This is a genomic window from Rhodococcus sp. NPDC006774 (genome assembly GCF_040636045.1).
In the GTDB taxonomy this organism is placed as follows: Bacteria; Actinomycetota; Actinomycetes; order Mycobacteriales; family Mycobacteriaceae; genus Rhodococcoides.
Genome location: NZ_JBEYIW010000009.1, coordinates 14,441 through 39,722, shown reverse-complemented (window position 1 = coordinate 39,722; position 25,282 = coordinate 14,441). Strand labels below are relative to the sequence as shown.

The 25,282-nt window shown below is 64.1% G+C and carries 26 protein-coding genes; 11 read left to right on the top strand and 15 right to left on the bottom strand.

Annotation, left to right across the window (positions count from 1 at the left end; translation table 11 throughout):
* Nucleotides 1–21: 21 nt before the first annotated feature.
* Together ABZ677_RS15440 and ABZ677_RS15435 are read right to left on the bottom strand one after the other, a co-directional pair.
* On the bottom strand, nucleotides 22–1,032 hold the full coding sequence (locus tag ABZ677_RS15440) for an NADP-dependent oxidoreductase (protein ID WP_230596167.1): 1,011 nt from the start codon (nucleotides 1,030–1,032) through the stop codon (nucleotides 22–24).
* A complete protein-coding gene (locus ABZ677_RS15435) occupies nucleotides 1,029–2,753 on the bottom strand; it encodes a PEP-utilizing enzyme (RefSeq protein ID WP_358370723.1) in 1,725 nt (574 codons plus the stop codon). Before ABZ677_RS15435 ends, ABZ677_RS15440 begins: the two co-directional genes overlap by 4 nt.
* 159 nt (nucleotides 2,754–2,912) lie before the next feature.
* On the opposite strand from ABZ677_RS15435, the gene ABZ677_RS15430 reads away from it, so the two are divergent.
* Entirely contained in the window at nucleotides 2,913–3,689 is a 777-nt protein-coding gene (locus ABZ677_RS15430) for an SDR family NAD(P)-dependent oxidoreductase (protein WP_037188431.1), read from the top strand.
* 37 nt (nucleotides 3,690–3,726) lie between these two features.
* Complete coding sequence (locus ABZ677_RS15425; protein WP_358370719.1) at nucleotides 3,727–4,521, top strand: maleylpyruvate isomerase family mycothiol-dependent enzyme; 795 nt, start codon at nucleotides 3,727–3,729, stop codon at nucleotides 4,519–4,521.
* A gap of 8 nt (nucleotides 4,522–4,529) precedes the next feature.
* Here the strand turns inward: ABZ677_RS15425 and ABZ677_RS15420 are convergent, their stop codons facing one another.
* The 5 genes from ABZ677_RS15420 to ABZ677_RS15400 form a co-directional block, all read right to left on the bottom strand.
* The gene (locus tag ABZ677_RS15420) at nucleotides 4,530–5,309 is read right to left on the bottom strand and encodes a ThuA domain-containing protein (RefSeq protein WP_358370716.1); all 780 of its coding nucleotides are present in this window, start codon (nucleotides 5,307–5,309) and stop codon (nucleotides 4,530–4,532) included.
* 16 nt (nucleotides 5,310–5,325) lie between these two features.
* On the bottom strand, nucleotides 5,326–6,714 hold the full coding sequence (gene lpdA / locus ABZ677_RS15415; protein WP_358370985.1) for a dihydrolipoyl dehydrogenase: 1,389 nt from the start codon (nucleotides 6,712–6,714) through the stop codon (nucleotides 5,326–5,328).
* Between the two features lie 19 nt (nucleotides 6,715–6,733).
* Nucleotides 6,734–7,495 (bottom strand): SDR family oxidoreductase, encoded by a 762-nt coding sequence (locus ABZ677_RS15410; RefSeq protein ID WP_358370713.1) that lies wholly within the window; start codon nucleotides 7,493–7,495, stop codon nucleotides 6,734–6,736.
* Nucleotides 7,496–7,534: 39 nt separating this feature from the next.
* A complete protein-coding gene (locus ABZ677_RS15405) occupies nucleotides 7,535–8,233 on the bottom strand; it encodes a histidine phosphatase family protein (RefSeq protein WP_037188440.1) in 699 nt (232 codons plus the stop codon).
* Between the two features lie 70 nt (nucleotides 8,234–8,303).
* A complete protein-coding gene (locus tag ABZ677_RS15400; RefSeq protein ID WP_230596168.1) occupies nucleotides 8,304–8,945 on the bottom strand; it encodes a TetR/AcrR family transcriptional regulator in 642 nt (213 codons plus the stop codon).
* 49 nt (nucleotides 8,946–8,994) lie between these two features.
* Here ABZ677_RS15400 and ABZ677_RS15395 point away from each other — a divergent pair, with 49 nt between their 5' ends.
* The 8 genes from ABZ677_RS15395 (at nucleotide 8,995) to ABZ677_RS15360 (ending at nucleotide 16,898) form a co-directional block, all read left to right on the top strand.
* Nucleotides 8,995–9,714: a TetR/AcrR family transcriptional regulator gene (locus ABZ677_RS15395; protein ID WP_358370709.1), complete on the top strand. Its 720-nt coding sequence runs from the start codon at nucleotides 8,995–8,997 to the stop codon at nucleotides 9,712–9,714.
* Nucleotides 9,715–9,788: 74 nt separating this feature from the next.
* Nucleotides 9,789–10,523: a ThuA domain-containing protein gene (locus tag ABZ677_RS15390; protein ID WP_358370707.1), complete on the top strand. Its 735-nt coding sequence runs from the start codon at nucleotides 9,789–9,791 to the stop codon at nucleotides 10,521–10,523.
* A 107-nt stretch (nucleotides 10,524–10,630) separates the two neighbouring features.
* Nucleotides 10,631–10,936, top strand: coding sequence for a hypothetical protein (locus tag ABZ677_RS15385; protein ID WP_052047385.1), 306 nt, complete (start codon nucleotides 10,631–10,633; stop codon nucleotides 10,934–10,936).
* Nucleotides 10,933–12,306, top strand: a complete 1,374-nt coding sequence (locus ABZ677_RS15380; protein WP_037188444.1) for an aromatic ring-hydroxylating dioxygenase subunit alpha — start codon at nucleotides 10,933–10,935, stop codon at nucleotides 12,304–12,306. The genes ABZ677_RS15385 and ABZ677_RS15380 overlap by 4 nt, the downstream gene beginning before the upstream one ends.
* 223 nt (nucleotides 12,307–12,529) lie before the next feature.
* Nucleotides 12,530–13,357 carry a mycofactocin oligosaccharide methyltransferase MftM gene (mftM, locus tag ABZ677_RS15375; protein WP_358370703.1) on the top strand — a complete coding sequence of 276 codons (828 nt, stop codon included), beginning with the start codon at nucleotides 12,530–12,532 and terminating at the stop codon, nucleotides 13,355–13,357.
* A 236-nt stretch (nucleotides 13,358–13,593) separates the two neighbouring features.
* On the top strand, nucleotides 13,594–14,904 hold the full coding sequence (locus tag ABZ677_RS15370; RefSeq protein ID WP_094739537.1) for an acyl-CoA dehydrogenase family protein: 1,311 nt from the start codon (nucleotides 13,594–13,596) through the stop codon (nucleotides 14,902–14,904).
* Nucleotides 14,905–15,038: 134 nt separating this feature from the next.
* Complete coding sequence (locus ABZ677_RS15365) at nucleotides 15,039–15,488, top strand: Rrf2 family transcriptional regulator (RefSeq protein ID WP_094739538.1); 450 nt, start codon at nucleotides 15,039–15,041, stop codon at nucleotides 15,486–15,488.
* Nucleotides 15,489–15,593: 105 nt separating this feature from the next.
* Nucleotides 15,594–16,898, top strand: coding sequence for an acyl-CoA dehydrogenase family protein (locus ABZ677_RS15360; protein ID WP_358370699.1), 1,305 nt, complete (start codon nucleotides 15,594–15,596; stop codon nucleotides 16,896–16,898).
* Nucleotides 16,899–17,019: 121 nt separating this feature from the next.
* Here ABZ677_RS15360 and ABZ677_RS15355 read toward each other — a convergent pair whose 3' ends face one another.
* From ABZ677_RS15355 to ABZ677_RS15330, 6 genes are all read right to left on the bottom strand, one after another.
* On the bottom strand, nucleotides 17,020–18,285 hold the full coding sequence (locus tag ABZ677_RS15355; RefSeq protein ID WP_032404639.1) for an acyl-CoA dehydrogenase family protein: 1,266 nt from the start codon (nucleotides 18,283–18,285) through the stop codon (nucleotides 17,020–17,022).
* 153 nt (nucleotides 18,286–18,438) lie between these two features.
* A complete protein-coding gene (locus tag ABZ677_RS15350; RefSeq protein WP_082323508.1) occupies nucleotides 18,439–19,446 on the bottom strand; it encodes a helix-turn-helix domain-containing protein in 1,008 nt (335 codons plus the stop codon).
* 147 nt (nucleotides 19,447–19,593) lie between these two features.
* A complete protein-coding gene (gene glp / locus ABZ677_RS15345; RefSeq protein WP_358370696.1) occupies nucleotides 19,594–20,841 on the bottom strand; it encodes a gephyrin-like molybdotransferase Glp in 1,248 nt (415 codons plus the stop codon).
* The gene (locus ABZ677_RS15340; RefSeq protein WP_037188446.1) at nucleotides 20,838–21,080 is read right to left on the bottom strand and encodes a MoaD/ThiS family protein; all 243 of its coding nucleotides are present in this window, start codon (nucleotides 21,078–21,080) and stop codon (nucleotides 20,838–20,840) included. Before ABZ677_RS15340 ends, glp begins: the two co-directional genes overlap by 4 nt.
* A gap of 18 nt (nucleotides 21,081–21,098) precedes the next feature.
* Nucleotides 21,099–22,124, bottom strand: a complete 1,026-nt coding sequence (gene moaA, locus ABZ677_RS15335) for a GTP 3',8-cyclase MoaA (protein ID WP_358370693.1) — start codon at nucleotides 22,122–22,124, stop codon at nucleotides 21,099–21,101.
* Nucleotides 22,121–22,657 carry a molybdenum cofactor biosynthesis protein MoaE gene (locus tag ABZ677_RS15330; protein ID WP_358370690.1) on the bottom strand — a complete coding sequence of 179 codons (537 nt, stop codon included), beginning with the start codon at nucleotides 22,655–22,657 and terminating at the stop codon, nucleotides 22,121–22,123. The genes moaA and ABZ677_RS15330 overlap by 4 nt, the downstream gene beginning before the upstream one ends.
* Nucleotides 22,658–22,933: 276 nt before the next feature.
* On the opposite strand from ABZ677_RS15330, the gene ABZ677_RS15325 reads away from it, so the two are divergent.
* Nucleotides 22,934–23,941 carry a helix-turn-helix domain-containing protein gene (locus ABZ677_RS15325; protein WP_358370688.1) on the top strand — a complete coding sequence of 336 codons (1,008 nt, stop codon included), beginning with the start codon at nucleotides 22,934–22,936 and terminating at the stop codon, nucleotides 23,939–23,941.
* A gap of 19 nt (nucleotides 23,942–23,960) precedes the next feature.
* On the opposite strand, the gene ABZ677_RS15320 is transcribed toward ABZ677_RS15325, so the two are convergent.
* Both ABZ677_RS15320 and fdxA read right to left on the bottom strand, forming a co-directional pair.
* Nucleotides 23,961–24,950, bottom strand: coding sequence for an NAD(P)/FAD-dependent oxidoreductase (locus tag ABZ677_RS15320; RefSeq protein ID WP_037188449.1), 990 nt, complete (start codon nucleotides 24,948–24,950; stop codon nucleotides 23,961–23,963).
* Nucleotides 24,947–25,261 carry a ferredoxin gene (gene fdxA, locus ABZ677_RS15315; protein ID WP_358370685.1) on the bottom strand — a complete coding sequence of 105 codons (315 nt, stop codon included), beginning with the start codon at nucleotides 25,259–25,261 and terminating at the stop codon, nucleotides 24,947–24,949. The genes ABZ677_RS15320 and fdxA overlap by 4 nt, the downstream gene beginning before the upstream one ends.
* Between the last annotated feature and the right edge of the window lie 21 nt (nucleotides 25,262–25,282).

Here is a 25,282-nt window from a genome sequence, read left to right as displayed (position 1 = left end):
GGTCCATCGGGACGACGCGGGTCAGGACACCCGGACCAGCATCTTTCCGATGTTGCCGCCGCCGAGCATCGACAAGAATGCGTCGGCCGCGTTGTCGAGGCCGTCGTGGATCGTGGACTCGGCCACGATGTCGCCGGCAGCGAGCCAGCCGGCGACGCGGTCCTCGAACTCGCTCCTGAGGTCCTCGTGATCACGAACGATGAAGCCCTTGATGGTAATTCGCTTCAGGATGACCTCGATCAGACGGTCCAGGGGTGGACTGTCCGGACCGCCGTTCGAGATCATGCCGCACAGTGCGACGCGGCCTTGCTGTCGGAGCGCGGACAGCGCAGCCACGAGGTGATCGCCGCCGACGTTGTCGAAGTAGAGGTCGATGCCGTCCGGTGCCGCATCACGCAGCGCAGCACCGACAGGGCGGGCGCGATAGTCGATTCCTACGTCGAACCCGAACCGATCACGCAGCAGGGCTGCCTTGTCCGGTCCCCCGGCGCTCCCGATGACCCGCGTCGCACCGAGCAATCTCGCGAACTGACCCGCGGCACTTCCCACTGCGCCCGCAGCTGCGGACACGAACACCGTGTCTCCCGTTCGGATCTCGCCGGCGCGCTGCAGTCCGCAGTACGCCGTGAACCCGGTTTGGCCGAGTATCCCGAGCCAGTGGTGCAGCTCGATACCGCGTGGGGCGATCACCGTGGCCGCAGCGGTGTCGAGCACCGCGTGTTCGCGCCAGCCGAGCCGATGCCGGACGTAGGAACCCGCGGGCACCTCGTCGGTGCCCTCGATCACCACCCCCAGCGCCGAGCCGTCGAGAGGCGAACCCACCTCGATGTTGGTGGTGTACTGCATGTTCGACGTCCCCAGGCGTCCCCGCGTCGACGGATCGACGCTCATGAAGATGTTGCGGACGAGAAGCTGATCCGCAGCGCGTTCGGGTAGCGGTAATTCCCGAACGTCGAAGTGTCGGGCTTCGGGTTCGCCCGAGGGCCGCTCGGCGAGAAAGACTGCTCGGGTCGCGGTCACGACACCACTCACGTCAGTTCCAGAATGGTGACCGTGCCCTTGGATCCATCGATCTCCACGAGCGTACCGTCGGGAATGCGACGGGTCGCCGCCTGAACTCCTGCAGCGCAGGCGATACCGAGTTCGCGGCTGACGATCATCGCGTGGGAGCCCATGGCCCCGACGTCGGTGATCGCCCCACCGGAGACCATGAACAACGGTGTCCACGACGGATCCGTCTGTGGCGCAACGAGGATCTCACCGACCTCGAACTCGCCCAGTGCCGCCATCGAGGTGATCACCCGAGTGCGGCCCTGGGTGACGCCCGGTGACGCGCCCGAACCCTGCAGCACATCGCCCACCTGCACGGACTCGATGGCCGACTGGCCTTTGCGACCGAGGGAGGACAACGGCGGAAATACCTCGCGCCCGTCGAGGAACGTCGGCAGCTCCAGGCCGAACAGTTCCTTCCAGTCGCGATGGCGTTGCGCGAGTACCGGTGCGATCGACTCGGGCGCACTCGCCAACACGTCGAGTTCTGCGTCGACGGCCATGAACACGTGGTCGGCCGATTCGAGACGGCCCTCCGAGAACAGTCGGCGTCCGAGCTCGACGAGCGGAACCCGCGCTTCGTGCAAGACCTTGATGCAGTTGGTCTTGGCCCGCTCCCGCCATGCGGCGAAACGACGAGCCGACGCAAGCGCGGCAGTGAGAGTTGCTCGTCCGTCGGCATCGTCGCCGACGATGTCCTCGGCCTTCTTCAGCGCCGTGTCGGTGGCCGATGCGTGGTCGGCCAGCCGCGCATGTGGTGAGGCCGCGTCGTCCTGGAGTCGAAGCCGGTCGACGAGACCGAGAACCAGTTCGGGTCGGGTTTCCCACGACACCGATCCGAGATCCCATTCGTTGGGTCCGCGGTAGCCGAAGTCGAGCAGGAACTGTTCGAGCTGTGCGTCGAACGCGGAGTCGATCCCGTGCACGCGCGCACCGACACCCTCGACGCCCTCGTCGAACGCGGCCATCAGCCTGTCGTCGGCCCGTGCCAGTCGACCCAGATCCCACAGTGCATACGAGGGCAGCGCCGAATCGACGTCGCCTGCGGCACCGACGAGGGTCACGATGAGGTCCTGATGCTCGGCACCGAGCAACTGACCGAGTACGGCGGGGCCCACCGCGGAGCAGTTGGTGGCGACGACCTCACCGCGCCACGCCACTCGTTCCAGGGGCATCACCGAGCGTGCGCGCGCGACGAGAGCAGCCGGGGTCAGCACCGACAGGTCCGGCCGTTCGGTACGCAAGCGGTCGGCGAGGGTTCGGTCCTCCTCCAGTTCGGGAAAGTCCTCGGTCGAGAGCGCCCAGGCATTTCGGGCTTGCAGGCGCTGGCTTGCGTCCGCGTTCTCGTCGTCCGGATGTGCCACGTAGGGAGGGATATCGGGGTCCCCGCCGTACCAGAGCTGGTCGACCAACTCGACGGGCAATCCACCGCGAATGCCGGTCAATCGCGACATCGACATGTTCACGTAGAGATGGCCGTAGAAGATGGCCGCCGACGCCGTCAGATCGGGCGACTCCGCCAATGAGTAGCTACCGAAGCTGGCATAGCCGAAGTTCCATCCCGGCAGGATGTTCTGAATCCAGCCCAGATCTGCGCCGAGCGGCGTGATCGGGTCCGACAGCACGTCACTCGCGTTCAAACGTGTGTACACGGGGAGACGGGTGCTCGGCTCGGTATCGACCAACCAACGCTGTTCGGACATATCGCTTCTCGTCTCTGACGTCATCGTCGACGTCTCGATGGATAGTTTTTTGATTCGTTCTGCACATTGCTGTGACTTCCGCCACTCTACATGCAAGACTGTAGACGATGACAAGTTACTTGTCCGAGATCCCGTCCGACATTTCCGAGGAGAACTTCGATGAAACTGCAAGACAAGGTTGTTGCCGTCACCGGTGGAACTCAGGGCATCGGTCGTGGCATCGCCGAGGCGGCTTTGGCCGAGGGCGCGAAGGTCTCACTCAACGGCCGCTCGGCCGAGAAAGGTGACAAGGCCCTCGCCGAATTCGGTGTCGGAGATCGCGCCGCGTTCTTCGCAGGAGACGTCACAGTTCAGGCGGACGTCGAGAACTTCATCGAGCAGACGGTCTCCACCTTCGGTCGAATCGACGTACTGGTGAACAACGCCGGTGGCGCGAAGGACTTGCAGCCCACGGTCGATCTCAGCGACGAGGAGTGGACGTTGGTGATGAACTGGAACCTGAACTCCAACTTCTGGGCGACCCGCCGAGCCCTGAAACACATGCTGCCCAACAAGTACGGCCGCATCATCAACATCTCGTCCGTCGAAGGCAAGCACGGCAAGCCCGTGTTCACGGCATACGTCGCGGCGAAGCACGCCATCAACGGAATGACGAAGTCGATCGCCCGTGAAGTCGGAACCCAAGGGATCACTGTCAACTCGATCTGCCCCGGACTTGTCATCACCGACATCATCAAGAACAACGGCCCCAGCACCGCCGCCGCAATGGGAATGTCGTTCGAGGAGATGGTCGCTCTGTTCGCCGAGGAGTCGGCCATCAAGCGCCCCAACACGATCGAGGAAGTGTCGGCGATGGCCATGTTGCTCGCATCGGACGCAGGTGCCGGAATCACCGGTGCCATCCTCAGCGTCGACGGCGGCACTGCGTCCTACTGACAATTCCCATCGCGGCGAATTTCCCGAGGAGTTTCACATGAGCACAGCCGGATTGTCTGCCAGTCGCGAACTCGCCGAGCGCTATTCGGTGGTGATCAGAGGGCTCACCGCGGACGAATGGGCTGCCCCCAGTCGCTGCGCCGGATGGTCCGTCAAAGACCTCGTCGCGCACACGGGATCGAATTTCAAGATCATGGTGGACCCGCCGGCCCACGACCCGTCGGCACCCGTTCCGACGACAGCGGAACAGGCGCAGAACCTACTGGTCGATGCACGACTAGACTGGTCGAGCGCGCAGGTGGCCGACGAATTCCTGTCCAACGCGGACGGCGCACTCGGCGTGCTCGAGGCGATGCAGGGCAGCGAGCTGGCAGCGACCCCGATGACACTGACCGATCTGGGAACCTATCCCACCCATCAACTCTCGGATGCGTTCGCGTTCGACATGTGGTGCCATCTCTACGTCGACCTGCTCGGACCCGACGGTCCGGTGACACGCGATACACCCGATCCCGAAGACGACCTGGTCCGCACTGCCGTCGATTGGATGTGGACCGGCCTACCGCAGATGTGCACCCCGGTCAGCGGCGTCCTCGACCGGCCGCTCGGCGTACAACTCACCGGTGCCGGCGGCGGCGAATGGACCCTTCGGCCCGGCTCGCAGCTCCTGACGGTCGAATCCGGAATCTCGGATGCCGATACCGTGGTCCGTTCGACTGCAACGGATTTCGTACTCTGGGGCACCACACGAAGTCCGTGGCGAGCGCATGTCTCGATCGAGGGTGACCAAGCCTACGCCGAGAAAATTCTCGACACCGTCGACATCATCTGAGCACTCGGTCAGTCGTGGGCCGCTGCATCTCCGGTGACGGCCCACGACAGGCAGCGCTCGAACACGGTGCGAAACTCCGGAACCGTCCAGCTCCCCCGGTCCACCCGGCCCAGATCGTCGATGCCGAGATCCTGTACGTCGAATCGCCCTCGGCAGTGACCGAGCGTGAAATAACAGACGGTTCCGCGACCGTGATCCTTGAGGTAGAGCACCGGACGTGGCTCGTCGTCGGCGGTGTGTCCTTCCTCGAAACCCGTCGACTCACCGACGAATCGAGTGTGTGCCAGGACCTGAATCGGTTGATGGAGTTCGCTGACGTAGAGCTCGTCGGTCACCTCGAACGAGTCGATCCCGGCCACGAACGGGTGGGCCGGATCGGTGATCTCGACCGTGTACGGCGCGATCGGTGGGTGACCGAGGAACTGGCTTCCCAGCACGGGAGCAATGGTGTTCAGAGATCGTGGCGTCACGTATTTGCTCGCCGATCCGGGTGAAGTCCTCTCGATCGCCGAGTTGGTGCCGTGCAGGGCCAGCCATCGTCCACCGCGAGAGACGAACTGCGCCAGAGCATTCTGCTGCGCTTGATCGGGAACCCGATTGCACGTGTACGTGATGAGGAGGTCGGCCGTGGCCACCACCTCGATGCAGTCGTAGTCCTCGAACACTCTGGTTCGAACCTGCTCGTACTCGGCCACTGCCGACAACAATTGCAGGCGTGCGTAATCGAAGTCGTGCCACTGCCCTCCGCATACGAGAACAGCATCGAGTCGGCCTGCCGGTCCCGGCATTGCTTCTCCTTGTTCGTCAGCTGTGCGCGTGCAGCGCTTTCCCCGCCAACGCGAGGTGCGCCTCCCCCAGAGCTTCTGCCTGGGTCGGATGGGCGTGTACGTGCTGGGCGACGTCCCCTGCGGTCGCCTGCCAGTTGTAGATGAGCTGAGCCTCCCCGATCAGTTCACCGACACGCTCGCCCACCAGGTGGATTCCCACCACACGACCCTCCGGTCCCGCCTGGACGAGCTTGACCCCACCGGACGTGCGGAGAATCCGACTCTTGCCGTTACCGGCGAGGTCGTAGACCACTGTTGCCACCTCACCGAACTGCTTCGCGGCTTCGCTCTCGGTCAATCCCACCGACGCAACCTCCGGGTTCGAGTAGGTGACTCGCGGAATTCCGGTGTCCTCGATGGGAGTGCAGTCCAACCCTGCCAACTGCTCGGCAACCAGAATGCCCTGAGCGAAACCACGGTGTGCCAGTTGCGGACCGGCCACGATATCGCCCACCGCGAAGACCCCGGGAACCGTCGTCTGCAGCCATTCGTCGGTGACGACGAACCCCCGGTCGAGCTCGATTCCCGCCTCCTCGAACCCCATGTCCGCAGTACGCGGCCCGCGGCCGACGGCCACGAGCATCAGGTCCGCTTCGAGCTGCGATCCGTCGCTGAGATCGACGTGCACGCCGCCGCCCGGTCGTTCGGTGACTCCGCTGAACGAAGTCCCGGTACGCAGAGTGAGACCTCGTTTGCGGAAGGCTCGTTCGATCTGTTTGGTTGTCCACGGATCCTCCGTCGGCAGTAGCGTCGCCGCGGCCTCGACAACGGTCACGTGCGCGCCGAGCGAGGTCCAGACGCTGGCGAACTCGCATCCGATCACACCGCCGCCCAGCACGACGACACTGTCCGGAACGACATTCAACTCCAGAGCACGATCGCTGGTCATGACCGAACCGCCGATGTTCAGGCCCGGCAACGACTTCGGTCGAGAGCCCGTGGCCAGCACCAGGGCTTCACCGCGGTACGTGCCGGTTCCGCCGTCGGCGAGTTCGACCTGCACGGTGCGATCGTCCACGACACGGCCGCGACCGGCGACGAGCTCGATCTCACGGGACGCCACCAGCCCCTGCAGTCCGCGGTACAGGCCGGCCACCACCTCGTCCTTGTACTTGTTCACCGCAGTCATGTCGACGCCGTCGAGCGTCGCCTCGATCCCGAAAGTCGATGCCTCTCGGACCGAATCGGCGATCTCGGCCGCGTGCAGCAGCGCCTTGGTGGGAATGCATCCGGTGTGCAAGCACGTGCCGCCGAGCCTGCCGGCCTCGATCATGATGACCGACATGCCGAGCTGGGCTGCCCGCAGTGCACAGGCGTACCCGCCCGAACCGCCGCCGAGGATGACGACGTCGGCGGTGCCCGTCAGCTCACGTGTCACGCCGCGCTCAGAAATCGAAGCGGTTGGTGAAGCCGCCGTCGACCACCATGTTGATTCCGGTGATGTGCCCGGCGGCGGGCGAGGACAGGAAGGCCACGGCATTCGCAACGTCCTGTGCCGCAGCCAGTTTACCGAGCGCGGCCGACTCGAGGGCAGCCTCGTACAGTGCCGGACGACTCGTCTTGATGGTGTCCCAGGCACCGCCCTCGAAGAAGACGGGGCCCGGTGATACCGCGTTCACTCGGATACCGGCAGGTCCGAGTGCACGGGCTTGCGCCGACGAATGCTGCAGGACAGCGGCCTTGAGTGCACCGTAGCTGTTGGCCGTGCTGATCGGTCCGGCCTCGAGCGCGGACGTCGTGCTGATCGTGACCACCGATGCGGAGCCGGACTTCTCGAGGTGTGGCTTGGCCGCTTCGATGAAGTTCACCAGGCTCATCAGGTCGACGTCGAAGCTGTTCTGCCATGCCTGCGCGCCTTTGCCTGTTGCGGCAGAGGCGTTGACCACGACGATGTCGATTCCGCCGAGGGCACCGGCTGCATCCTCGACGAACGATGCAACCGCGGCGGCGTCACCCACGTCGACCGCCTTGTGGAAGACGGTGCCCAACGCAGACAGTTCTCCGGCAACCTCGTTCAGATGCTCCTCGCCGCGGGCGCACACACCGACGGAGGCACCCTCCGCCAGAAGTGTGCGGGCGATCGACAGGCCGATGCCGCGGCTCGCGCCACTGATGATTGCGCGTTTTCCGCGAAGATCGAGATCCATGTGAGACTCCTCTGGTATGACTTGATTCGACTGCAGGACTTACAGATTCATGGCTCCGACGTGCGACTGGAAGTCGAGTACATGAGTGAAATCGTTCACCGATTGGACCGCGCGACGCGTATCGGCACCGCGCACCACACTCAGCGAGGTGTGGTGGACTCGGACCGGCATGTCGAATGCGCTACCCAATGCGTCGGCGAGCACGGCATTGATGACACCACCGTGGCAGCTGATCACCACTCGCCGGCCCAGATGCGCGTCGACGATCGACGAGATCTGTCGGAGAACACGCGCATGAAACTCTGCGCCGTCCTCGGCGTAGGTGAACGCACCATAGCGACGCGTGCGAATGTGATCTCGGAACATGGCCGCGACCTCCTCGTGCGGTAGCACCTCGAACGGAGACTGGTCGGCCGGAAACTTCTGCCACGGTTCGTATTCGGAGAGTTCGTCGCGCACGACGGGCTCCAACCCGTGCTTACTTGCGATGAGAGTGCCGGTACGTAGTGCGCGACGCAACGGGGAGCTGTAGACCGCATCCACCCGTGTGCGCGCGAGTCGGTTCGCGACCGCCTCCGCTTGTCGCTCACCGAGTTCGGACAAGGGTGGGTCGACGGTCTCCCGCGCACTGAGTTCTCTGCTCAGTACCTGCTCACCGTGCCGAACCAGAATCAGTTCACAGAGCCCGGTCAGCGGGGCAAAGGGATTGTCGAGATCGATCGACCTGGCGCGCGGCATGAACCCAAGTCAACCACAAACTGTCGTCGCTCTAAAGATACTTCGCAAAATCGGTGCCGCGAGAGCCCTTTCAGACGCTCGAGATGTCGGCCGCGAGCTCGCGAACTTCCTCGGAGAATCGACGACGTCCGAGATCGGCCAGGACCGCGTCCTCGGTGAGCCACGACGAGGCCGACACTTCGAGCAGGGTCGTCAACGCGACAGCGGCCGCACCCTGCTTCGCTTTGGACGCGATGCCGCTTCGAGTGCGCAATTCGGCCGAGAACAGCGCCAGCATCACCGAACGCACTTCTCTTCGCAGAGTTTCGATGGACAGACTCCAACCGGGCGATCGGGTGAAGTACACCAATGCCGCAGCACGGTGCTGGTCCGTCCATTCGAGCAACGACGAAATGATGTCACCGAGAGCAGCGTCCGGATCGGCCGCGATCTCCGCCCGCAGTTCGCCGAGAAGGCCATCCGCGAACAAACGCAACCCGGCGAGCAGAACCTCGTCCTTCGACGGGTAGTGGTAGTAGACGGCCGCCGACGTCATCTGGGCCTCTGCGGCGATATCGGCCACGGTCACGTCCTCGATGGACCTGACCGAATACAGATGCATGGCAGCGTCCACCACTACTTCGCGCCGCGACGGCCGGTGCGCCGCACGCTTGGCACCCTTGTCCGCCGGGGGCGTCACCGTCGATTTCGGCTTCACTGCCTTTGCTGCCATGACGTAGATCATGGCACCATGCAGTGACCCGGGTGCCGAGGAGGACGCTGTGCCGCGACGAACCAGCAGCTCACAGTCGAAAGTCGACGAGAGTTCCGAGCCAGAGACTGCCGTCGATTCTCCCATCGCGTCCGAGTCGGATGCCGCATCACTCAAGGGGTCTGCCCACCGGCCCTCTCGCCGCCACCTCATCGTCCAGGCAGCGGTACGCGTCTTCTCCCGCAAAGGATTCGCGGAGACGTCGATTCAGGAGATCGCCGAGGCCGCGGGCATGGTCCCGACTGCGGTCTACTACCACTTCGCCAGCAAGGAAGAGCTGTTCGATACCGCGCTCGGATACGCGATGGATGCCAGTACCGCCGCAGCCCAGGCAGTTCGACCGGACGACACCGAGGCCGATGCCGCTGCGTTCAAGGATGTCGTCGATGCCGTATGGGACTGGACTGCAGAACATCCCAATGCGGCCCGGATGTTGTTTCTGCAGGTGGCAGGCGGTGCTACGCCGGGGACGCGTCTACTGACGAAGGAATACGAGGACAGGCACGTCCGCCGCGCCTTCGACTATTTCCCCGACGCCGAGATACCGGCGAACAAGCGATCGGCCGCGGCGCAGCACGCCGCGCGATCGCTGCGAGCACGCACGATGATCGCAACGACCATCGCCATCCAGCCCCTGCGGATCGAGGGCGGGCCCTTGTCCAACATCGCGGTGTCGCGCCTCCGGTCGGCCACCACCGATGTGTGCGCGAAAATGATCGAGGGTCGCTGAAGCTCCGACGGACGGGCACCACCGTCGAGTAACTTGACTGAAACAACAGTCGAAACTCTGAACGGACGTCCCTCATGCGTATCGCGGCTTTTTCCGGTGGACACTCCTTCGATCGTGACGCGTTCGCCGGATTTCTGGAGTCGATGCCCGGTGAAGTCACCTGGTTCGAGCACCCGGACGCGGATCCGGGGCCGGAAGCGTTCGACGTCTCACTGCACTACGACATGCCGGGCACGTTGCCCCGGCCGTCCGCGCCCCCCGATTCACTACGCGACGCAGTGAGGGCCGCACCGAAGTCCGGACACGGGTATGTCGTGCTCCACCACGCCATCGCATCGTGGGCCGCCTGGGACGAGTGGGCCGAGTTCGTCGGCGGCCGCTACCTGTATCGACCAGGCGTGGTGCGGGGCGTCGAGCGACCCGATTCGGGCTATCGACACGCGGTTCCGCAGCACATCTCCGTCGTCGACACCGACCATCCGATCGTCGCAGGGATTCCCGAGTCGTTCGACCTGACCGACGAGACCTACCTGTGCGAAGTCTTCGAGGACGACGTGACACCACTGCTGCGAACCGACGCCGAGATGACCGACGCCGTTCACTTCTCGACCGCCTCGGCCATGGCGGGCAGGCGCGACGATCGCACGGGATGGCAGCACGCGCCCGGCTCGTCGCTGGTCGGGTGGACCAAGACGAACGGTCGTAGCCGGCTGGCCTACCTGCAACCGGGCGACGGGGCTCCCACCCTGTCGGACCCCGTCTACCGCAGGCTCGTGGGGGCAGCGCTCCGATGGGCCGCTCGGCAATAGTTATTGGAGTCGCAGTAAAGAAAACTGTGCTCACCGTCACTGTTCGCTGATACAGTTAGTGGATAGAGCATTAAGTAACACCTCTACTGACCATCAAGGAGATTGCGATGCGACAGATCAAGCATCCGATGAGCCACGCGATCTACGAGTTCGACGACGACTTCAACGTCCTGGTCACCACTCGCGACGGCAAGACCGGCACGTTCGATCCGGAAGGTCGCTACCTCCACGGTGAGGTGAAGGCTGTGGATCCCGAACTGGCCCGATGGGTGGGGCTCGGCCCCCGCGCTCCCGTTCCCATCACCCAGAACCGACGTTTCATGGGCGCTGCGAAGCTGCTCGAGAAGATGCAGGCCGACAAACAGGCGCAGGACGCCCTCGCCATCACGCTGGAACAGGGAGGCAAGCTGTGACCGATATCGATGAGCGCGCCACACCACCCGTCGAGAACGGGACGGGGTACCAACGACTGCTCGAGACCGATACTCATCCGGTGCCGGACATCCTGCGCGAAGAGTCGCACGAGCAATACGCCGACCAGAATTTCGTTCCGGTGTCGCGCTACATCAGTCGCAAGTATCACGAACTCGAGCGAGATCGAGTCTGGTACAAGGTATGGCAGATGGCGTGCCGTGAAGAAGAGATCCCCGAGCCGGGCGACACGCTCGTGTACGAGATCTGCGAGAAGTCGATTCTCCTCGTCCGCGGTAAGGACATGGGCATCCGTGCGTTCTACAACTCGTGCCTGCACCGTGGCCGCACCCTCCGCGAAGAGGACGGCCCGGCCGGAAACGAAATCCGTTGCCCCTTCCACGGTTTCGCCTGGAACTTCGACGGCTCGCTCAAGTCGATGACCTGCGCCTGGGACTTCCCCCAGGTCGACAAGTCGAAGATGGATCTGCCGCAGGTCAAGGTCGACACCTGGGGCGGCTTCGTGTTCGTCAACATGGACCCCGAGTCCGAATCACTGGACAGCTTTCTCGGTGACCTCGGAAAGCACTTCGAGGCCTGGCCTCTGGAAGATCGCTTCATCCAAGCGCACGTTGCGCAGGTCATTGCGGCCAACTGGAAGATCGCGCAAGAGGCGTTCTCCGAAGCTTTCCACGTGATCACCACTCACCCACAGCGCGTCGTGGGCACCGGTGACTCCAACAGCCAGTACGACAGCTGGGGCAACTTCAACCGCGGTATCACGGCGAACGGCGTACCGAGCCCGCACATCAACTTCGTCCCGTCCGAGCAGGAAATGTTCGACTCGATGATCGATGCCCGCATCGACGAGGACCCGATGGTGACGCTCCCCGAGGGTGTCACCGCGCGCGAGATGTCCGGCATGCTGGCCCGCGAGGGTCTGCGCGAGATCATCGGTGATGTCAAGGCGGACAACATGTCCGACGCGGAATCACTGGACAGCATCTACTACACCGTGTTCCCGAACTTCCATCCCTGGGGCGCATACCAACGCATCGTCTACCGATTCCGACCCAACGGTGACGACCACGAGACCTCGATCATGGATGTGTACCTACTCGCACCGTTCAAGGGCGAACGGCCCAAGCCTGCCAAGACCCAGTGGTTGCGACCGGAGCAGTCGTGGCTGGAGGCAACCGTGCTCGGCAGTTCGGCGCGGGTGTTCGACCAGGACGCGTACAACATGCCCAAGGTACAGAAGGGCTTGAAGTCGGCGCAGTCGAAGACGCTGCCGCTGGCTCGATACCAGGAAGTCAAGATCCGGCACATCCACCACCTGCTGGCACAGTGGATCGGCGAGGAAGCGGACTGACACCGGCGACCGTCCGAGGGGCCGGCATGACGGGAGGAATCGGTCGGCCGTCGAAAGCAACTGACCGTCCGGGTAGGTAGCCGCCCGTCCGGCGCGCGGGGTCGGCAGCGTCCGAGCGGCCCGAACTGCTCCGGAGCGGCAGATTCGCCGAGCGTCGTGTGGAACGCTCGACCTCACCGAGGGGACGACCTCGTCTGGCGTCCGACGAACAGAATGGCTTTCGATGACCGAGCTGGATGCACTGGCACCGAGCCCGGATGGAGTGTGGGCTCACGAGAACGTGGTCGTTCGGCATCTTCCCGGACTGGAGTTCGACGCGGCCCGGACGGGGTCGACCGTGCAGGTCGGCCACGGCCTGACGTCGGCCGACATCGGTGAGCGCCTCGTTCCGATCGTGACCGCACAGGCGCGTCATGTGGGTCTCTCTCAGCGCGAGTTCGAGCTGGTCCTGGTCGGGATCGTCCGCACCGCCGTCTCCGATCCGGTCGACGCATGGGCCACCTATTACCGAAATTCGCTGGACGAGCTGCTCTCGGGAACCGCCGACTTCGCACCGGTCCACGAACGCGCCGAGAAATCGGTCGTCGGATCGGTGCTCGACCTGGGTTCGTGTTTCGGCTTCTTTCCGCTACGCCTGGCGATGAAGGGTCACTCGGTGACTGCGACGGACCTGTCGGCGGGCACCATGCGGTTGCTCGCCACCGTCGCCCCGCACCTCGGGATCACGCTCGACACCATGGTGTGCGACGCTGCGGATGTTCCCGTTGCCGACGGCAGTGTCGACACGGTGACTGCACTGCATCTCCTCGAACACGTCGACGCCGAGACCGGCTCCCGCATAGTGGAAGAAGCGCTACGCATCGCGCGCACTCGTGTTGTGGTTGCCGTGCCCTTCGAGACCGAGACCACCGCCTGCCACGGACACGTCCGCACGTTCGACGAGGCGTCGTTGGTCGAGCTCGGTCGGTCGACAGGCCGGCAGTTTCGGACGTCCGAACACCACGGCGGGTGGCTCGTGATCGACAAGGCCACGGCACCACAGTTCGCCTGAACCCTCCTCGCTCACGGCTGCGCGCTCGACGGTCCGACGCGAGGGACGGCAGGAAAGAGACACCGAGGTCGCTGGTGGCCGCTGTGAGGATGCGGAAACGAAGGGAAACACAGCCGCAATCACTTAAACCGGTATTTGTAATACCGATTTGTGATCGTGTTGCTGCGTCGCAAGCAACGGGGCAGGCGGCGAACCGGTCAGGTCACCACATCGTTTCCCACACAACGGAGTCAGCCATGACGATCAACTTCACCATGTCCAGCGAACAACGAAAGCTCCAACACGAGGTCCGAGAGTTCTCGGAGAACGTGCTCGCTCCCGTGATCACGGCCGCGGATGCAGAGCTCGACCCTCTCGTGGGCTTCCAGATGACCAAACCTGCCTACGTCGAGGCATACCACGCAGGTATCGCGATGTGCATGCTCCCGAAAGCATATGGCGGCGGCGGTGTCTCGTGCGTCGATCTGGTCATTGCCGCCGAGGAGATCTGCGTCGTCGACCCAGGATTCGCCTGCACGGTTCTCTGTAACGGTCTCGGCTTGATGCCGGTGGCCTGGTACGGCAACGACGAGCAGAAGGAGAAGTACCTGTCCGCGGCCACGTCGGACCCGACGGGCGAATACCTCGGAGGCTGGACCGCCAGTGAACCTCCGGGAAACCCCTCCGGCACAGCCAATTTCGATATCGACCTGCCGCGGCCCGCCGGAGTCGGCCTGACCGCCGTCCTCGACGGCGACGACTACGTCGTGAACGGCCGGAAGTACTGGCCCTCGTCCGCCGGATGGGACGAACAGGGAACCGATGCCGGCACATTGATCGTGCGCACCGACTCGGACAAGGGTGGCACTTCGGGACTGTCCGCGTTGATTCTCGAACGCGGCACTCCCGGTGTGACGTACCGCCATCTCGACAAGATCGGGCACCGACTGGCCTCGAATGCCGAGATCGTCTTCGACAACGCACGCATCCCTGCTGCCAACCTTCTGCCCGGAGCTGCCGGTAACGGCGATCTGGTGATCAATCGCAACTTCGCGTGGTCGGGACCTGTGGCGGCTATCGCAGCCGTCGGAATGGCCCGCGCTGCATACGAACTCGCGCTCGACTGGGCCAAGACCAACACGGGCGGCGGCCTGAAGCCCATCATCGGGTTCCAGAACGTCGGCTACGTACTCGGCGACGTCGCGGCGAAGATCGAGATGGCGCGCTACTTCTCCTGGCGAGCCGCCGACTACCTGGACAAGCACGACCAGCACGCAGAACTGGTCGGGGCGATGAACAAGATCCAGGTCACCGAGCTGATGTTCGACTGCGTGTACAAGTGCATGCAGATCGTGGGCGTGAACAGCCTCGAGACCAAGAACGGATTCGGCAAGATCCTGCGCGAGGCCGCCGTGTTGCCGATCTACGACGGCGGAAACATGGGAATGCAACGCAGGCGCGTCCACGGAATCATCGCCGATCCGGCGTTCGACCCGCGCGCGATCATGGAGGACGAATACGTCAGGTTCGGCAAGGAGCACGAGGGCATCGGAACACTGGCCGGCTGACGTCGCATCGATCGCTCGGTCGGGCGGTGGTCGAGCCCGCCCACCGCCCGACCGAGCATCGCCCTCCTGCTCGACGGGCGACAAGTCCACCGGCACCTGTAGAGTCCGGACCAGTCGCAACGGAGGCGAGCAGGATGAAACACACGAGTCATGCCGACTACGCGCTGCGGGTACTGCTGTACCTCCGCGTCGCGCCCGAGCGCCGCGGGTCGGTGAGCGAAATCGCTGCCGCACACAAGATCTCACGGAACCATCTCGACAAGGTCGTTCAGAGGCTCGCCGGTGCCGGATTGGTCGAGACCGTCCGCGGCCGAGCGGGTGGGGTCGTTCTCGTCAAGGACCCGTCGGACATCACCGTCGGCGAGATCATGAGAACGATGGAAACGGACTACGCAGTCGTCGAGTGCCTCGGCGCCGTTCGGTACTGCCGCGTCGCAGGCGTCTGTGGAGCACGAGACGTGTTCAGTCGAGCGCTCGATGCGTACTTCGAGGTCTTGGATCGGTCGACACTCGAAGAGATCGCCGCGAACGACTACGGGCTGCGCGGTGCACTCGGCCTGTCCGGACGGCCGACCGCGCACTGATCGATCCCGCGCTGTCGGCCGACGCGGTCGCGGGCAGGAACGCACTACACCGGGGTTCACTGCGACATTTCACGGCGGCGACGCTGTTGGCACGGAGGATCTGCTATGCCCATCGACTTCGACCTCACCGACGATCAGAAGCGGCTGAAGACACGCGCACGAGATTTCGCTACCGGCGTTCTGCGGCCGGCCGCCGAATACGCCGACGCCACCGCCGATCCACAGCAAGCATTCGTCGCCATGAAACCGGTCTATCGGGCTGCCGCGGAAGCCGGCTTCACGACGATGTTCCTGCCACGCGACGTCGGGGGTGGCGGAGCGTCGAACATCGACTTCCTCATCGCGATCGAAGAACTCTGCGCCGTCGATCCCGGCTTCCCCACCACCTTGCTGGTGAACGGTCTGGCACTGATGCCCATCCTCTGGTTGGGAAGCGAGAGTCAACGCCAGAAGTGGCTCGGCAGAGCAACCTCGGACCCGGACGGCACCTTCCTGGCGGGGTGGGTCGTCAGCGAACGCGGCGGGACCGCGAACTTCGACCATCCGAATCCTGCGGCCGGAATTCAGCTGACGGCGGATCATCACCCACGGCGAGCCGAGTACACCCTCAACGGTGAGAAGCATTGGCCGTGCAACGCGGGCGGCTGGGACCTGAAGGGCGCAGATCTGAACGTCTGCGTGGCACGCACCGATCGAACCAGAGGTGGAGCCGGATCTCTCAGCGTGTTCGTCGTCGAACGCGGTACGAAGGGAATCGAATACGAGGTCATCGACAAAATGGCCCACCGAACGTGCCAGAACGTCACGATGACGTTTCGCGACGTACGTGTGCCGGACGAGAACATCCTGGCCGAAGGTGACGGCGACATGCTCATCCAGCGCAATTTCACCTGGTCCTCCCCCATCGCAGGCATTGCCTCGGTGGCCGTTGCACGCAGCGCCTACGACTTCACTCTCAAATGGGCCAAGACCTACACCGGCGGTGGAATCTCACCGATCATCAATCATCAGGCCGTCGGAAATCTGCTCACCGAGGTGGCCGCGCGCATCGAGGCGGGCCGTTACTTCTGTTGGAAGACAGCTCATTACATGGACAAGCACCCTGGACAAGGGCACGCTCTCGGAGGTATGAACAAGACCTTCTGCGGGGACCTCATGCAGAAGGTCGTCTACGACTGCATGCGTATCGTCGGAGTCAATGCCCTCGACCGGCGGTTCCCGATGGAGAAGCTGTACCGCGAGGCGATGGTCTTTCCCCTGTACGACGCGGGCAACCTGGCCATGCAGCGACGTCGGGCGTGGGGTGTCATGGCCGACGGTGCATTTTCCCCGGACACGTTCGTCGACGGCGATCCGCTCGAATTCACTCGATCGATGCAGGGGTACGGCCTCGGGGGCGACGTGCGATAGCACGCTCGCCGGACATGGTGCCCCCTGCGACCTGGTCAGACCGGCCGCTGGAGACGGCGCATGACAGTACCGGTGTGGTGTCAGGATCGCAGTGGATCCTGACACCACTGCCTCGGTGGGTCTAGGCGTGCTCGGGTACCGACAGTCGATTCTCTGCAGCGGCGAGTGAGTCGAATCCGTCTGCCTTGAGCAGATTGTGGACGTTGCGCCGTCGGACCCCCATGTTGCCGCCGTCGTAGACCGGGAAGCACAGGACGTCTTCCATGATCGCGGCGATCGGTGTCAGGTTCGTGTACGCATCGACGCCGACGAGACGCATCGCGTCGTACACCACCTGCACGGCCGTCTCGGACGCGAAAATCTTTGCCTCGTTTGCCAATTCACGATCGCGTCCGCCGGTGCGGTCGAAATGGTCGGCGGCCTTCCATGCGAAGTAGCGGACAGCCTCGATACGAGTCTTGATGTCCACCAACATGTATCCGGCGTTCTGATACTCGATGACCGGTACCGGACCGGAGCGGTGGTCGGTCTTGGCGAAGTGCAGTGAATAGTCGAATGCAGCTCGCATCCTGCCCACGCACGCGGCAGCGATGGACGAGCAGGTCCAGGAGAAGGCAGTGGCGACGATGTCCAACCCGTCGCCCGGCTTGCCGATGAGGTTGCCGACCGGCACCCGTACGTCGCGGAATTCCACCCGCGGCGAATTGGTGGCGCGATGTCCGATGGTGTCGATCATGTCGGTGATCTCGACCCCGGGCGTTCCCTTCTCCACGACGATGACGGCGAGCGACTCCGACGGCGGCAGTGCAGGATCGGTACGGCAGACCACACTGATCAGGTCGGCACCCTGACCGTCCCAGCCCGAGGCATTGGTGGTGTAGTGCTTGGCACCGTTGATGACCCACTCGTCGCCCTCGCGACGCGCGAAGGTCCGAATTCCGACGGTCGGGTCCTCCGAATCGTAATTCGCTCCGCCGGTCACCTCTGTGTAGGCGATCGCAGCCAATCGGGGTTCGCCGTCGCAGAACAACGGGAGCCAGCGATTCTTCTGCTCCTCGGTACCGAAGTTGATGATCGGGTTGAGTCCCAATCCCGTGCCCAGCAATGCAGTCGGAGTGTTGATGTCGACCCGAGCGAGTTCCTCCGCCGCCAGCGCGAAGGTGAGATTGTCGAAGTACGCGCCGCCGTATTGATCGGGAACCAGTCCCTTGACGAATCCGAGACCGGCCAGCTGCTTGTAGACCGGCTGCAGTGCGTAGAAGCGATCCTCGGGGCGCGGGATGGAGGAAATAGCGGGCGCTACTTCGCTCAGAATGTCGTCCGCCACTTGCCGCGCCTGCATGCGCACTGCCATCTGCTCGGGGCTGAGCTCGAAACTCAGGGTCATGTGAGACTCCTCGATTGCTGTCCTGGTGGGGGTGAAGAACGGAATCGGGCGACGCTGCCCTGCACACCATGTTTCACGGCCCGATGCATCCCGGTCTTGTACCGGACTGCGCCGTCGTCGGTACCGTTCTGCACTCCCGAACAGAGAGTCTCCCTACGCCAACTGCGACATTTCCCCTGTCTTCACCGACGCGCGGTATTCGACCGGACTGCATCCGAAGCGCGATCGAAAGGTCTTGGCCAGATGGGCCGAATCCGAGAAACCCCACGCTGCAGCTATCGTTCCGATCGATCGAGTGTCACGCGAATCGGCAAGCTCACGGCGACACGCTTCGACGCGATGCTCACGTACGACGGCACCGAACGTGGTTCCCGTCCTCTCGAAGAGGGCATGGAGCGTGCGTACCGATACCCCGACATGGCGGGCCGCATCGGTAGCGGGAACTCGGCCGAATGCAAGCCTGGAGTCGATGTACCGAACTACGGACACCCGAAGTGCTTCGTCGGTCTCCGACGAGCATCCAGTGCCCCGTTGTGTCCCTCCCAGTACTGCACGCAGCAGATCGACATGGGCAGCACCGATCATCTGCCGCTCGGCGGTCTGCAGCGAGGAATCGGTCCGCCAGGTCTCCACCATCAACGAGCTGAGCAGGCGAGCAGAACCCGACGAACTTGCGAAACGCCGCGCAGTGGTCGCTGCCGACGGGCCGACCACATCTGCCAGCAGAGGGCGCGGCAGTCGGAAGGACAGCACTCGCCACAGTTCGTCGTTGCCGGGCTCGACGAACTCGAGCCGGTACGGGCGAGTCGAGTCGACGATGGCGAACTCGCCTCGGGAGACCGTGCACTGCCGCCCGTCCTGAGTGGTCGTACAGTGGCCGTCGAGCTGCAGATTGACGAAGACGACGTCCTCGTCCGCGCGGGCGACCTCGCGCCTTCCGTGATCGATTCGCTGTGTGCAGGAGGCGATCTCCGCTGCGTTGCCACCCCCGATCGCCGCGGAGCGCACCCATCCGGGAAGTCCGGAACGCGACGAACTGTGTTCGACGTGGTCCCGGGATCGCCACGGTGCAAGAGGGGTGAATGCCTGGCAGAGAACATCGGCCCAATAGCTCATCTGATCGGCCGGGCCGAGTCCCCGGGTTGTCCAATACGACGTCATGATGCACTCCGCGCTAGGTTCGAGTGCACACACGGTAAGCCTTGGGCGTAAGCCATCCGAGGCATTTGCGTTACGAAATGCGTGCACTCTCCTCACACCGGCGTGCAGGGCGCGGAGAGGTTCCCCGCGCCTTCGGAGGCAGGTACCTCACCGCGTCGACGCGACCGAGTCGAGCATCCAGGCGGGGTACTCATCCGGCGGACCCAGGCCGCCGTCGGAGGGCGGAATCACGATCAGACAGTTGGCATGGGCGAGCGCACCGACCGAGTGCGATCGAATGATCGTGGCGTCGTCACCGTCGACGACGCCCAGCATCACCCGGGGTATCGCCGAGGCAGGAGGCGTCTGCCCCTGCGCCCTGACCGTTCTCATCGTTCTTTCCGCCTGCGGGTTTCGCAGTGCCGCAACGACCACCGGCCGGACGAACAGTTCGTAGGAGATCAATGCGCTGACCGGATTTCCCGGTAGACACACGATCGGAGTTCCGCCGAATCGACCGCACGCCTGCGGCTTTCCCGGCCTGACTGCGACAGAGACGAAGTCGACCTCCTGATCCGCGAGTGCCAGCCGAACCACTTCCTCGGTACCGGCGCTGATACCACCGGTCGTGACGATGACGTCCGCAGCGTCGGCGCACCGGGCGAGTGCCGCCCGACATGCGTCCACGTCATCGGCCACAGCCGGTTCGAGGTGCACGTCGGCACCGCACCGGGTGAGATCGGCGACGATCATCGCGGCGTTGGCATCGTGACACTCACCGTTCGCGAGTTCGGTCCCGAGGCCGCGGATCTCCGATCCCGTCGAGAGCACAGCGACAACCAGAGACGATTCGACCCGAACGTGGGTGCGGCCGAGAGCGGCGAACAGGCCGACCTGGGCGGGGGTGACCATCGTCCCTACCCCGACAGCGATATCACCGACCTCCAGATCCGACGCCCGGGCGCGAATGTTGCTCTTGGAATCGAGCGAGTGGACGGTGACCTCGGCCGAACCGAACGACTCGACGAATCCGCTGGTTCTCTCGACCGGGATCACCACGTCTGCACCGAACGGCACCACGGCCCCGGTCATGATCTGGACGCACTGACCCGGCAGAACGTGCAGCGGCACCGGTTGCCTGCCTGCGACGCTGCGAGCGGAGACGAGCAACCGAACGGGCGCACGGCCCGCACCGTCCACATCGGCAGCGCGGACGGCGAATCCGTCGACCGCCGAGTTGTCGAACGCCGGCAACGCGTGGTCGGCAACGATGTCCTCGGCCAACACTCGTCCCACGGCACTGTGGATCGGCACCGAGCGAACGCGTGGCGACACGCCCAGTCGGTCCACAGCACAGCGATGTTCGTCGACCGTCCGATGCGAAGTCGGACGAATATCGGCTCCTGCCGACTTCATCCGCCGGAAATCGGAGGCAGCACTGCGATCTCGTCCCGGTCCGAGCACGGCGAATCCTCGCTACGACCCAGCGAACGACCGTTTATCCAGATCCGAGACACAGCAAGCACATCCGCGAAGGGCGCGCCGTACCGTTCGACCGCGGAATCGAGCACCCCTCGGACGGTCGACCCAGGAATCTCTCGCGCCGCCTCACCGGCGATCTGACGGGCCGCTGCGAACATCAGGACTTCGGCCATGAACCTCTCACTCTCCGATCATCCACCGATGTAGGACATTTCGATGCGGTCGCGCACTGCACCGTCGTTCGTTCCGGCTCGTAGCTCCGAGTAGCGATCGTCGCGGCGCAGCCACAGCGCCGACAAGCGCGCAACGAGGTCGTCCTGCGAGGCTCCCGATCGCAGCAGGGCCCGCAGATCGGTTCCCGTCGAGGAGAACAGACACGTGAACACCTTGCCGTCAGCGGACAACCTCGCGCGGGTGCACGTTCCGCAGAACGGTTCCGATACCGAACCGATCACGCCGATTTCGCCGCTGCCGTCGAGGTAGCGATACCGCACCGCCACCTCGCCGTCGTATTCCGCGTCGACTCTCTCCAGCGGATGGCTCCGTCCGATCGTGTCGACGATCGACTCGACGTCGACGACCTGGGCCAGCTCCCACCTGTTGGTCGCGCCCACATCCATGTATTCGATGAAGCGCACCACGACGTCGGTGCCTCGGAACCGTTCGGCAACGGCCAGGATCGAGCCGTCGTTCACTCCCCGGCGGACCACTACGTTCACCTTGACCGGCGACATCCCGGCCCGCACAGCTGCGTCGATGCCGTCGAGCACGGTCTGCACAGGCACGCGGGTGTCGCTCATCCGGGCGAACGTATCCGGATCCGTTGAATCGAGGCTGACGGTGACACGGCGCAACCCGGCCGCCACGAGTTCTTCGGCATGCGCAGCGAGCAGTGCACCGTTGGTGGTCATCGCCAGATCGATGTTCTCGATCGAACTCAATCGCTCTATCAGCGTGGTGATTCCGGCGCGTAGCAGCGGTTCACCGCCGGTGAGACGTACCTTTCGAATTCCGATGGTTGCGGCCGCTCGGGCAACTCTGTCGATCTCCTCGAAGGACAGCAGCCTGCTCGCGTTCAGGAACGAATGATCGGGGCCGAATTCGGCACGGGGCATGCAGTACACGCAGCGAAAATTGCACCGATCGGTGACCGAGATCCGTAGATCGCGAAGGACTCGCCCACGAGTATCGCGAACGCCCACGTCGAGTCCGCTCACGAGGAACGTCCGTAGGTGGCGGGCAGCCACTGCGAGGCCGCCCGCTCGACGCCCTCGATCTGCACTCCGGTCTCGACCCAATCGCTGACTCCGGCCCGCTGTTCGAGCTTCCACACCGGCACGGACGCTTTGAGAACGTCGATGCAGAACTGCGCAGCCAGGAAGGCATCGACGCGATGACCCGAGGACACACAGACGAGGACGCCGGCCTCACCGAGTGGAACCGATCCGACTCTGTGCAGCAACGCGATACGTCCGATTCCCGGCCACCGGTCTCGCGCCGCGGCCGCGATCTCGAACAGTCGCACTCGCGCCACCGACTCGTAGGCCTGGTAGTCGATCGACACGACACCATCTGCGGGGCGACCCGCGACGTCCGTCGAGTATTCGCGAACCACCCCGGTGAAGATCACGACGGCCCCGCACTGCGGCAGTGTCGCCCAGTCGATCGTCGCCTCGACCGACAGATCGTCGGCTACCACGGCGACATACGTATCGGTCGCGCGTGCTTTCGGAGTCGTATTCGCATCCACTTCTCGGACAGTGTCGACTTCGCCCACAGCACACCCCTTCCACCTCGTGTGCACCGAGGATTGCCGAATCGGGTGATCCACAGTTGACCGTCAGTGACGGCTAGTTGATCCGCAGAGACCACGCTGCGACGTCGTCGCAGGACTTTCCGGCAATGTTACGAACAGCCAATCGAGCCGAAACATTGCGCGTTAACCTCGAACGAAGCCCCTCCATCGCGGTGATCGACACGATCACGACGAGTCGATCACGGTGGGCTCCTACGACAAGGGGTTCTCATGCTCTCCAGATCCGGATTCTCCATCCCGGCCCGGACGACCAGCCGCGGGGACTGGTGCGACATGTTGAACGAACACTTCGTGGCACTCGATGTCGCCGATGTGGCCGACAGCCGATTCACCGGGGCCGTTCGCTCGATGTCGCTTGCGCACCTGCAGGTTTCGAGCGTTCGATCCACGACACAACGCATCGCTCGTACCGACTCGCTCATCGAGAAGGACCGTATCGAGTACGTGCAGATCGGGATGATCCGTCGGGGCCGCGCGATCGTGGTTCAGGACGGTCGCGAATGTTCGCTCTCACGCGGCGACTTCGCCATCTACGACACCTCGCGACCGTTCGACTGGATCATCGACGGCCACCCCGACGACGACCAATGGGAGCTCGAGGTCTTCACGTGGCCACGGCACATGCTTCGACTCGACGACCGCGAGTCCAGCGACATGACAGCCATGGCCTTCGACGGGTCGGCCGGCTTCAGCGGCCTCCTCGGACGATTTCTGCACGACCTGGGGTCGACCCGCTCGGCACTCGGTGCCTCCGGTGCCCAGGCGATAGCCGACGAGGTCGGAGATCTGGTCAGCGTGATCGCCCGCAACACCACCACCAACCCGACGATCGACTCCCCTACCGCAGCACTCGTGCGGTCGGCACAGCGGTACATCGACGATCATCTCGCGGACCCCGAGCTCTCGCCCGGCGCGGTCGCGGCGGCGATGCTCGTCTCGACCCGACAACTTCACCGCGTCTTCGCCGCCAGTGGCACGACGGTGGCCCGCAGCATCCGCGTCAAGCGGCTCGAGCGGTGCCGTCGTGAGATCATCGCCAGCATCTCGGCCGACCGTTCTCTCGGGCAGATCAGTCGACGGTGGGGATTTGCGGACCTCGCCGTGTTCAGCCGGGCATTCCGCGAGCAATACGGCATGAGCCCCCGTCAGTACCGCGCCGCTGCGTGCGCCCACTCGGACGACCCACGAGCGATCACCCGCTCGATGCGACCTCACTGACCCGTAGGACCCGCTGGGGTCAGTGAATCGAGTCGCTCGAGTGCCCCGGCACGATCGGTGCCGAGCCGTCCACCAGCGGAGCGATGTGATTGACCGCGGTGGCTGCCTCCGCGAAGCCGACCGCGATCAATTTGACCTTGTCCTCGTGTCCGGCAACGTCACCCACCGCGAACACTCGCCTCCGGTTGGTGCGCATCGTTCGGTCGACGGCGATGTCGCGTTGGTACTTGTCCAACCCCCACGTTGCGATGGGTCCGAGCGCCGCCTTGAATCCCAGTGCGGCAACCACACTCGACACCGCCAGCTGTCGCCGCTCCACCCCGGCACCGTCGACGATCGTCACCGATTCGACAGCGTCCTCGCCTGCGATCTCCTCGACCTCGAACGGAGTGAGAACATCGACACTCGACCGCTCGAGCAGACCCAGACTGTGGGCGTGCGCTCGAAAGTCGTTGCGCCGGTGCACCAGTACGACCGATTTTGCGATCGGCTCCAAGCTCAGTGCCCAATCCACCGCCGAATCACCGCCGCCCACGATCATCACGTGTTCGCCGGCCAGATCGTTCAGCCTGGGCACGAAATACCGTAACCCGCGGTCGTGAAACTCCGACCCGGCGGGCAGCGGCCTCGGCGTGAACTTCCCGATCCCCGCTGCCACCAGTACGGCCTTCGCGACGACGGTGGCACCCTTGTCGGTGGTGATGCGAACGGAGTCCTCGAACTCCTCGAGCTCGGTCGCGACGTGTCCCATCAGATACGTCGGTCTCGCCTGCTCGGCTTGCTCGACCAGTGCGTCGACCAGATGTTGCGCCTTGATCGCCGGGAAGCCCGCGACGTCGAAGATCTTCTTCTCCGGGTACAGCGCGGCCAGTTGGCCGCCGGGGTGTGGCAGGGCATCGACGACGGTGACCGTCAGTCCTCGGAAGCCCGCGTAGTAGGCACCGTAGAGCCCTGCCGGGCCGGCTCCGACGATGATCAGGTCACACTCGGAAACCGTTGTGTCACTCACTTCTTCGCCACTTCGTCGATCGTCGGATGGTCGTGCCCGACCGGCCCGAGATCCTCCGCGCCGCCGGAGGCCTCGGCGTCCTCGCAGAACTCGACTGCGATGTCGACGAAGTGCTTCTGCTCGTCCGGGATCTTGTGTTCCCAGAAGATCGCGTCGTTCGGGCACGCGGGCATGCACTTTCCGCAGTCGACGCACTCGTCGGGATTGATGTACATCATCCGAGCGCCCTCGTAGATGCAGTCGACGGGGCACTCCTCGGTGCATGCCTTGTCGAGTAGGTCGATGCACGCTTCGGTGACGACGTAGGCCATGGCGAAATCCTCTTGTTCGTA

Excerpts from the sequence above, each read along its gene's own strand:
- ABZ677_RS15435 (WP_358370723.1), bottom strand. The coding sequence starts at position 2,753 with ATGTCCGAACAGCGTTGGTTGGTCGATACCGAGCCGAGCACCCGTCTC.
- ABZ677_RS15430 (WP_037188431.1), top strand. The coding sequence starts at position 2,913 with ATGAAACTGCAAGACAAGGTTGTTGCCGTCACCGGTGGAACTCAGGGC.
- ABZ677_RS15425 (WP_358370719.1), top strand. The coding sequence starts at position 3,727 with ATGAGCACAGCCGGATTGTCTGCCAGTCGCGAACTCGCCGAGCGCTAT.
- ABZ677_RS15420 (WP_358370716.1), bottom strand. The coding sequence starts at position 5,309 with ATGCCGGGACCGGCAGGCCGACTCGATGCTGTTCTCGTATGCGGAGGG.
- ABZ677_RS15410 (WP_358370713.1), bottom strand. The coding sequence starts at position 7,495 with ATGGATCTCGATCTTCGCGGAAAACGCGCAATCATCAGTGGCGCGAGC.
- ABZ677_RS15405 (WP_037188440.1), bottom strand. The coding sequence starts at position 8,233 with ATGCCGCGCGCCAGGTCGATCGATCTCGACAATCCCTTTGCCCCGCTG.
- ABZ677_RS15400 (WP_230596168.1), bottom strand. The coding sequence starts at position 8,945 with ATGGCAGCAAAGGCAGTGAAGCCGAAATCGACGGTGACGCCCCCGGCG.
- ABZ677_RS15390 (WP_358370707.1), top strand. The coding sequence starts at position 9,789 with ATGCGTATCGCGGCTTTTTCCGGTGGACACTCCTTCGATCGTGACGCG.
- ABZ677_RS15385 (WP_052047385.1), top strand. The coding sequence starts at position 10,631 with ATGCGACAGATCAAGCATCCGATGAGCCACGCGATCTACGAGTTCGAC.
- mftM (WP_358370703.1), top strand. The coding sequence starts at position 12,530 with ATGACCGAGCTGGATGCACTGGCACCGAGCCCGGATGGAGTGTGGGCT.
- ABZ677_RS15370 (WP_094739537.1), top strand. The coding sequence starts at position 13,594 with ATGACGATCAACTTCACCATGTCCAGCGAACAACGAAAGCTCCAACAC.
- ABZ677_RS15365 (WP_094739538.1), top strand. The coding sequence starts at position 15,039 with ATGAAACACACGAGTCATGCCGACTACGCGCTGCGGGTACTGCTGTAC.
- ABZ677_RS15360 (WP_358370699.1), top strand. The coding sequence starts at position 15,594 with ATGCCCATCGACTTCGACCTCACCGACGATCAGAAGCGGCTGAAGACA.
- ABZ677_RS15355 (WP_032404639.1), bottom strand. The coding sequence starts at position 18,285 with ATGACCCTGAGTTTCGAGCTCAGCCCCGAGCAGATGGCAGTGCGCATG.
- ABZ677_RS15350 (WP_082323508.1), bottom strand. The coding sequence starts at position 19,446 with ATGACGTCGTATTGGACAACCCGGGGACTCGGCCCGGCCGATCAGATG.
- glp (WP_358370696.1), bottom strand. The coding sequence starts at position 20,841 with ATGAAGTCGGCAGGAGCCGATATTCGTCCGACTTCGCATCGGACGGTC.
- ABZ677_RS15340 (WP_037188446.1), bottom strand. The coding sequence starts at position 21,080 with ATGGCCGAAGTCCTGATGTTCGCAGCGGCCCGTCAGATCGCCGGTGAG.
- ABZ677_RS15325 (WP_358370688.1), top strand. The coding sequence starts at position 22,934 with ATGCTCTCCAGATCCGGATTCTCCATCCCGGCCCGGACGACCAGCCGC.
- fdxA (WP_358370685.1), bottom strand. The coding sequence starts at position 25,261 with ATGGCCTACGTCGTCACCGAAGCGTGCATCGACCTACTCGACAAGGCA.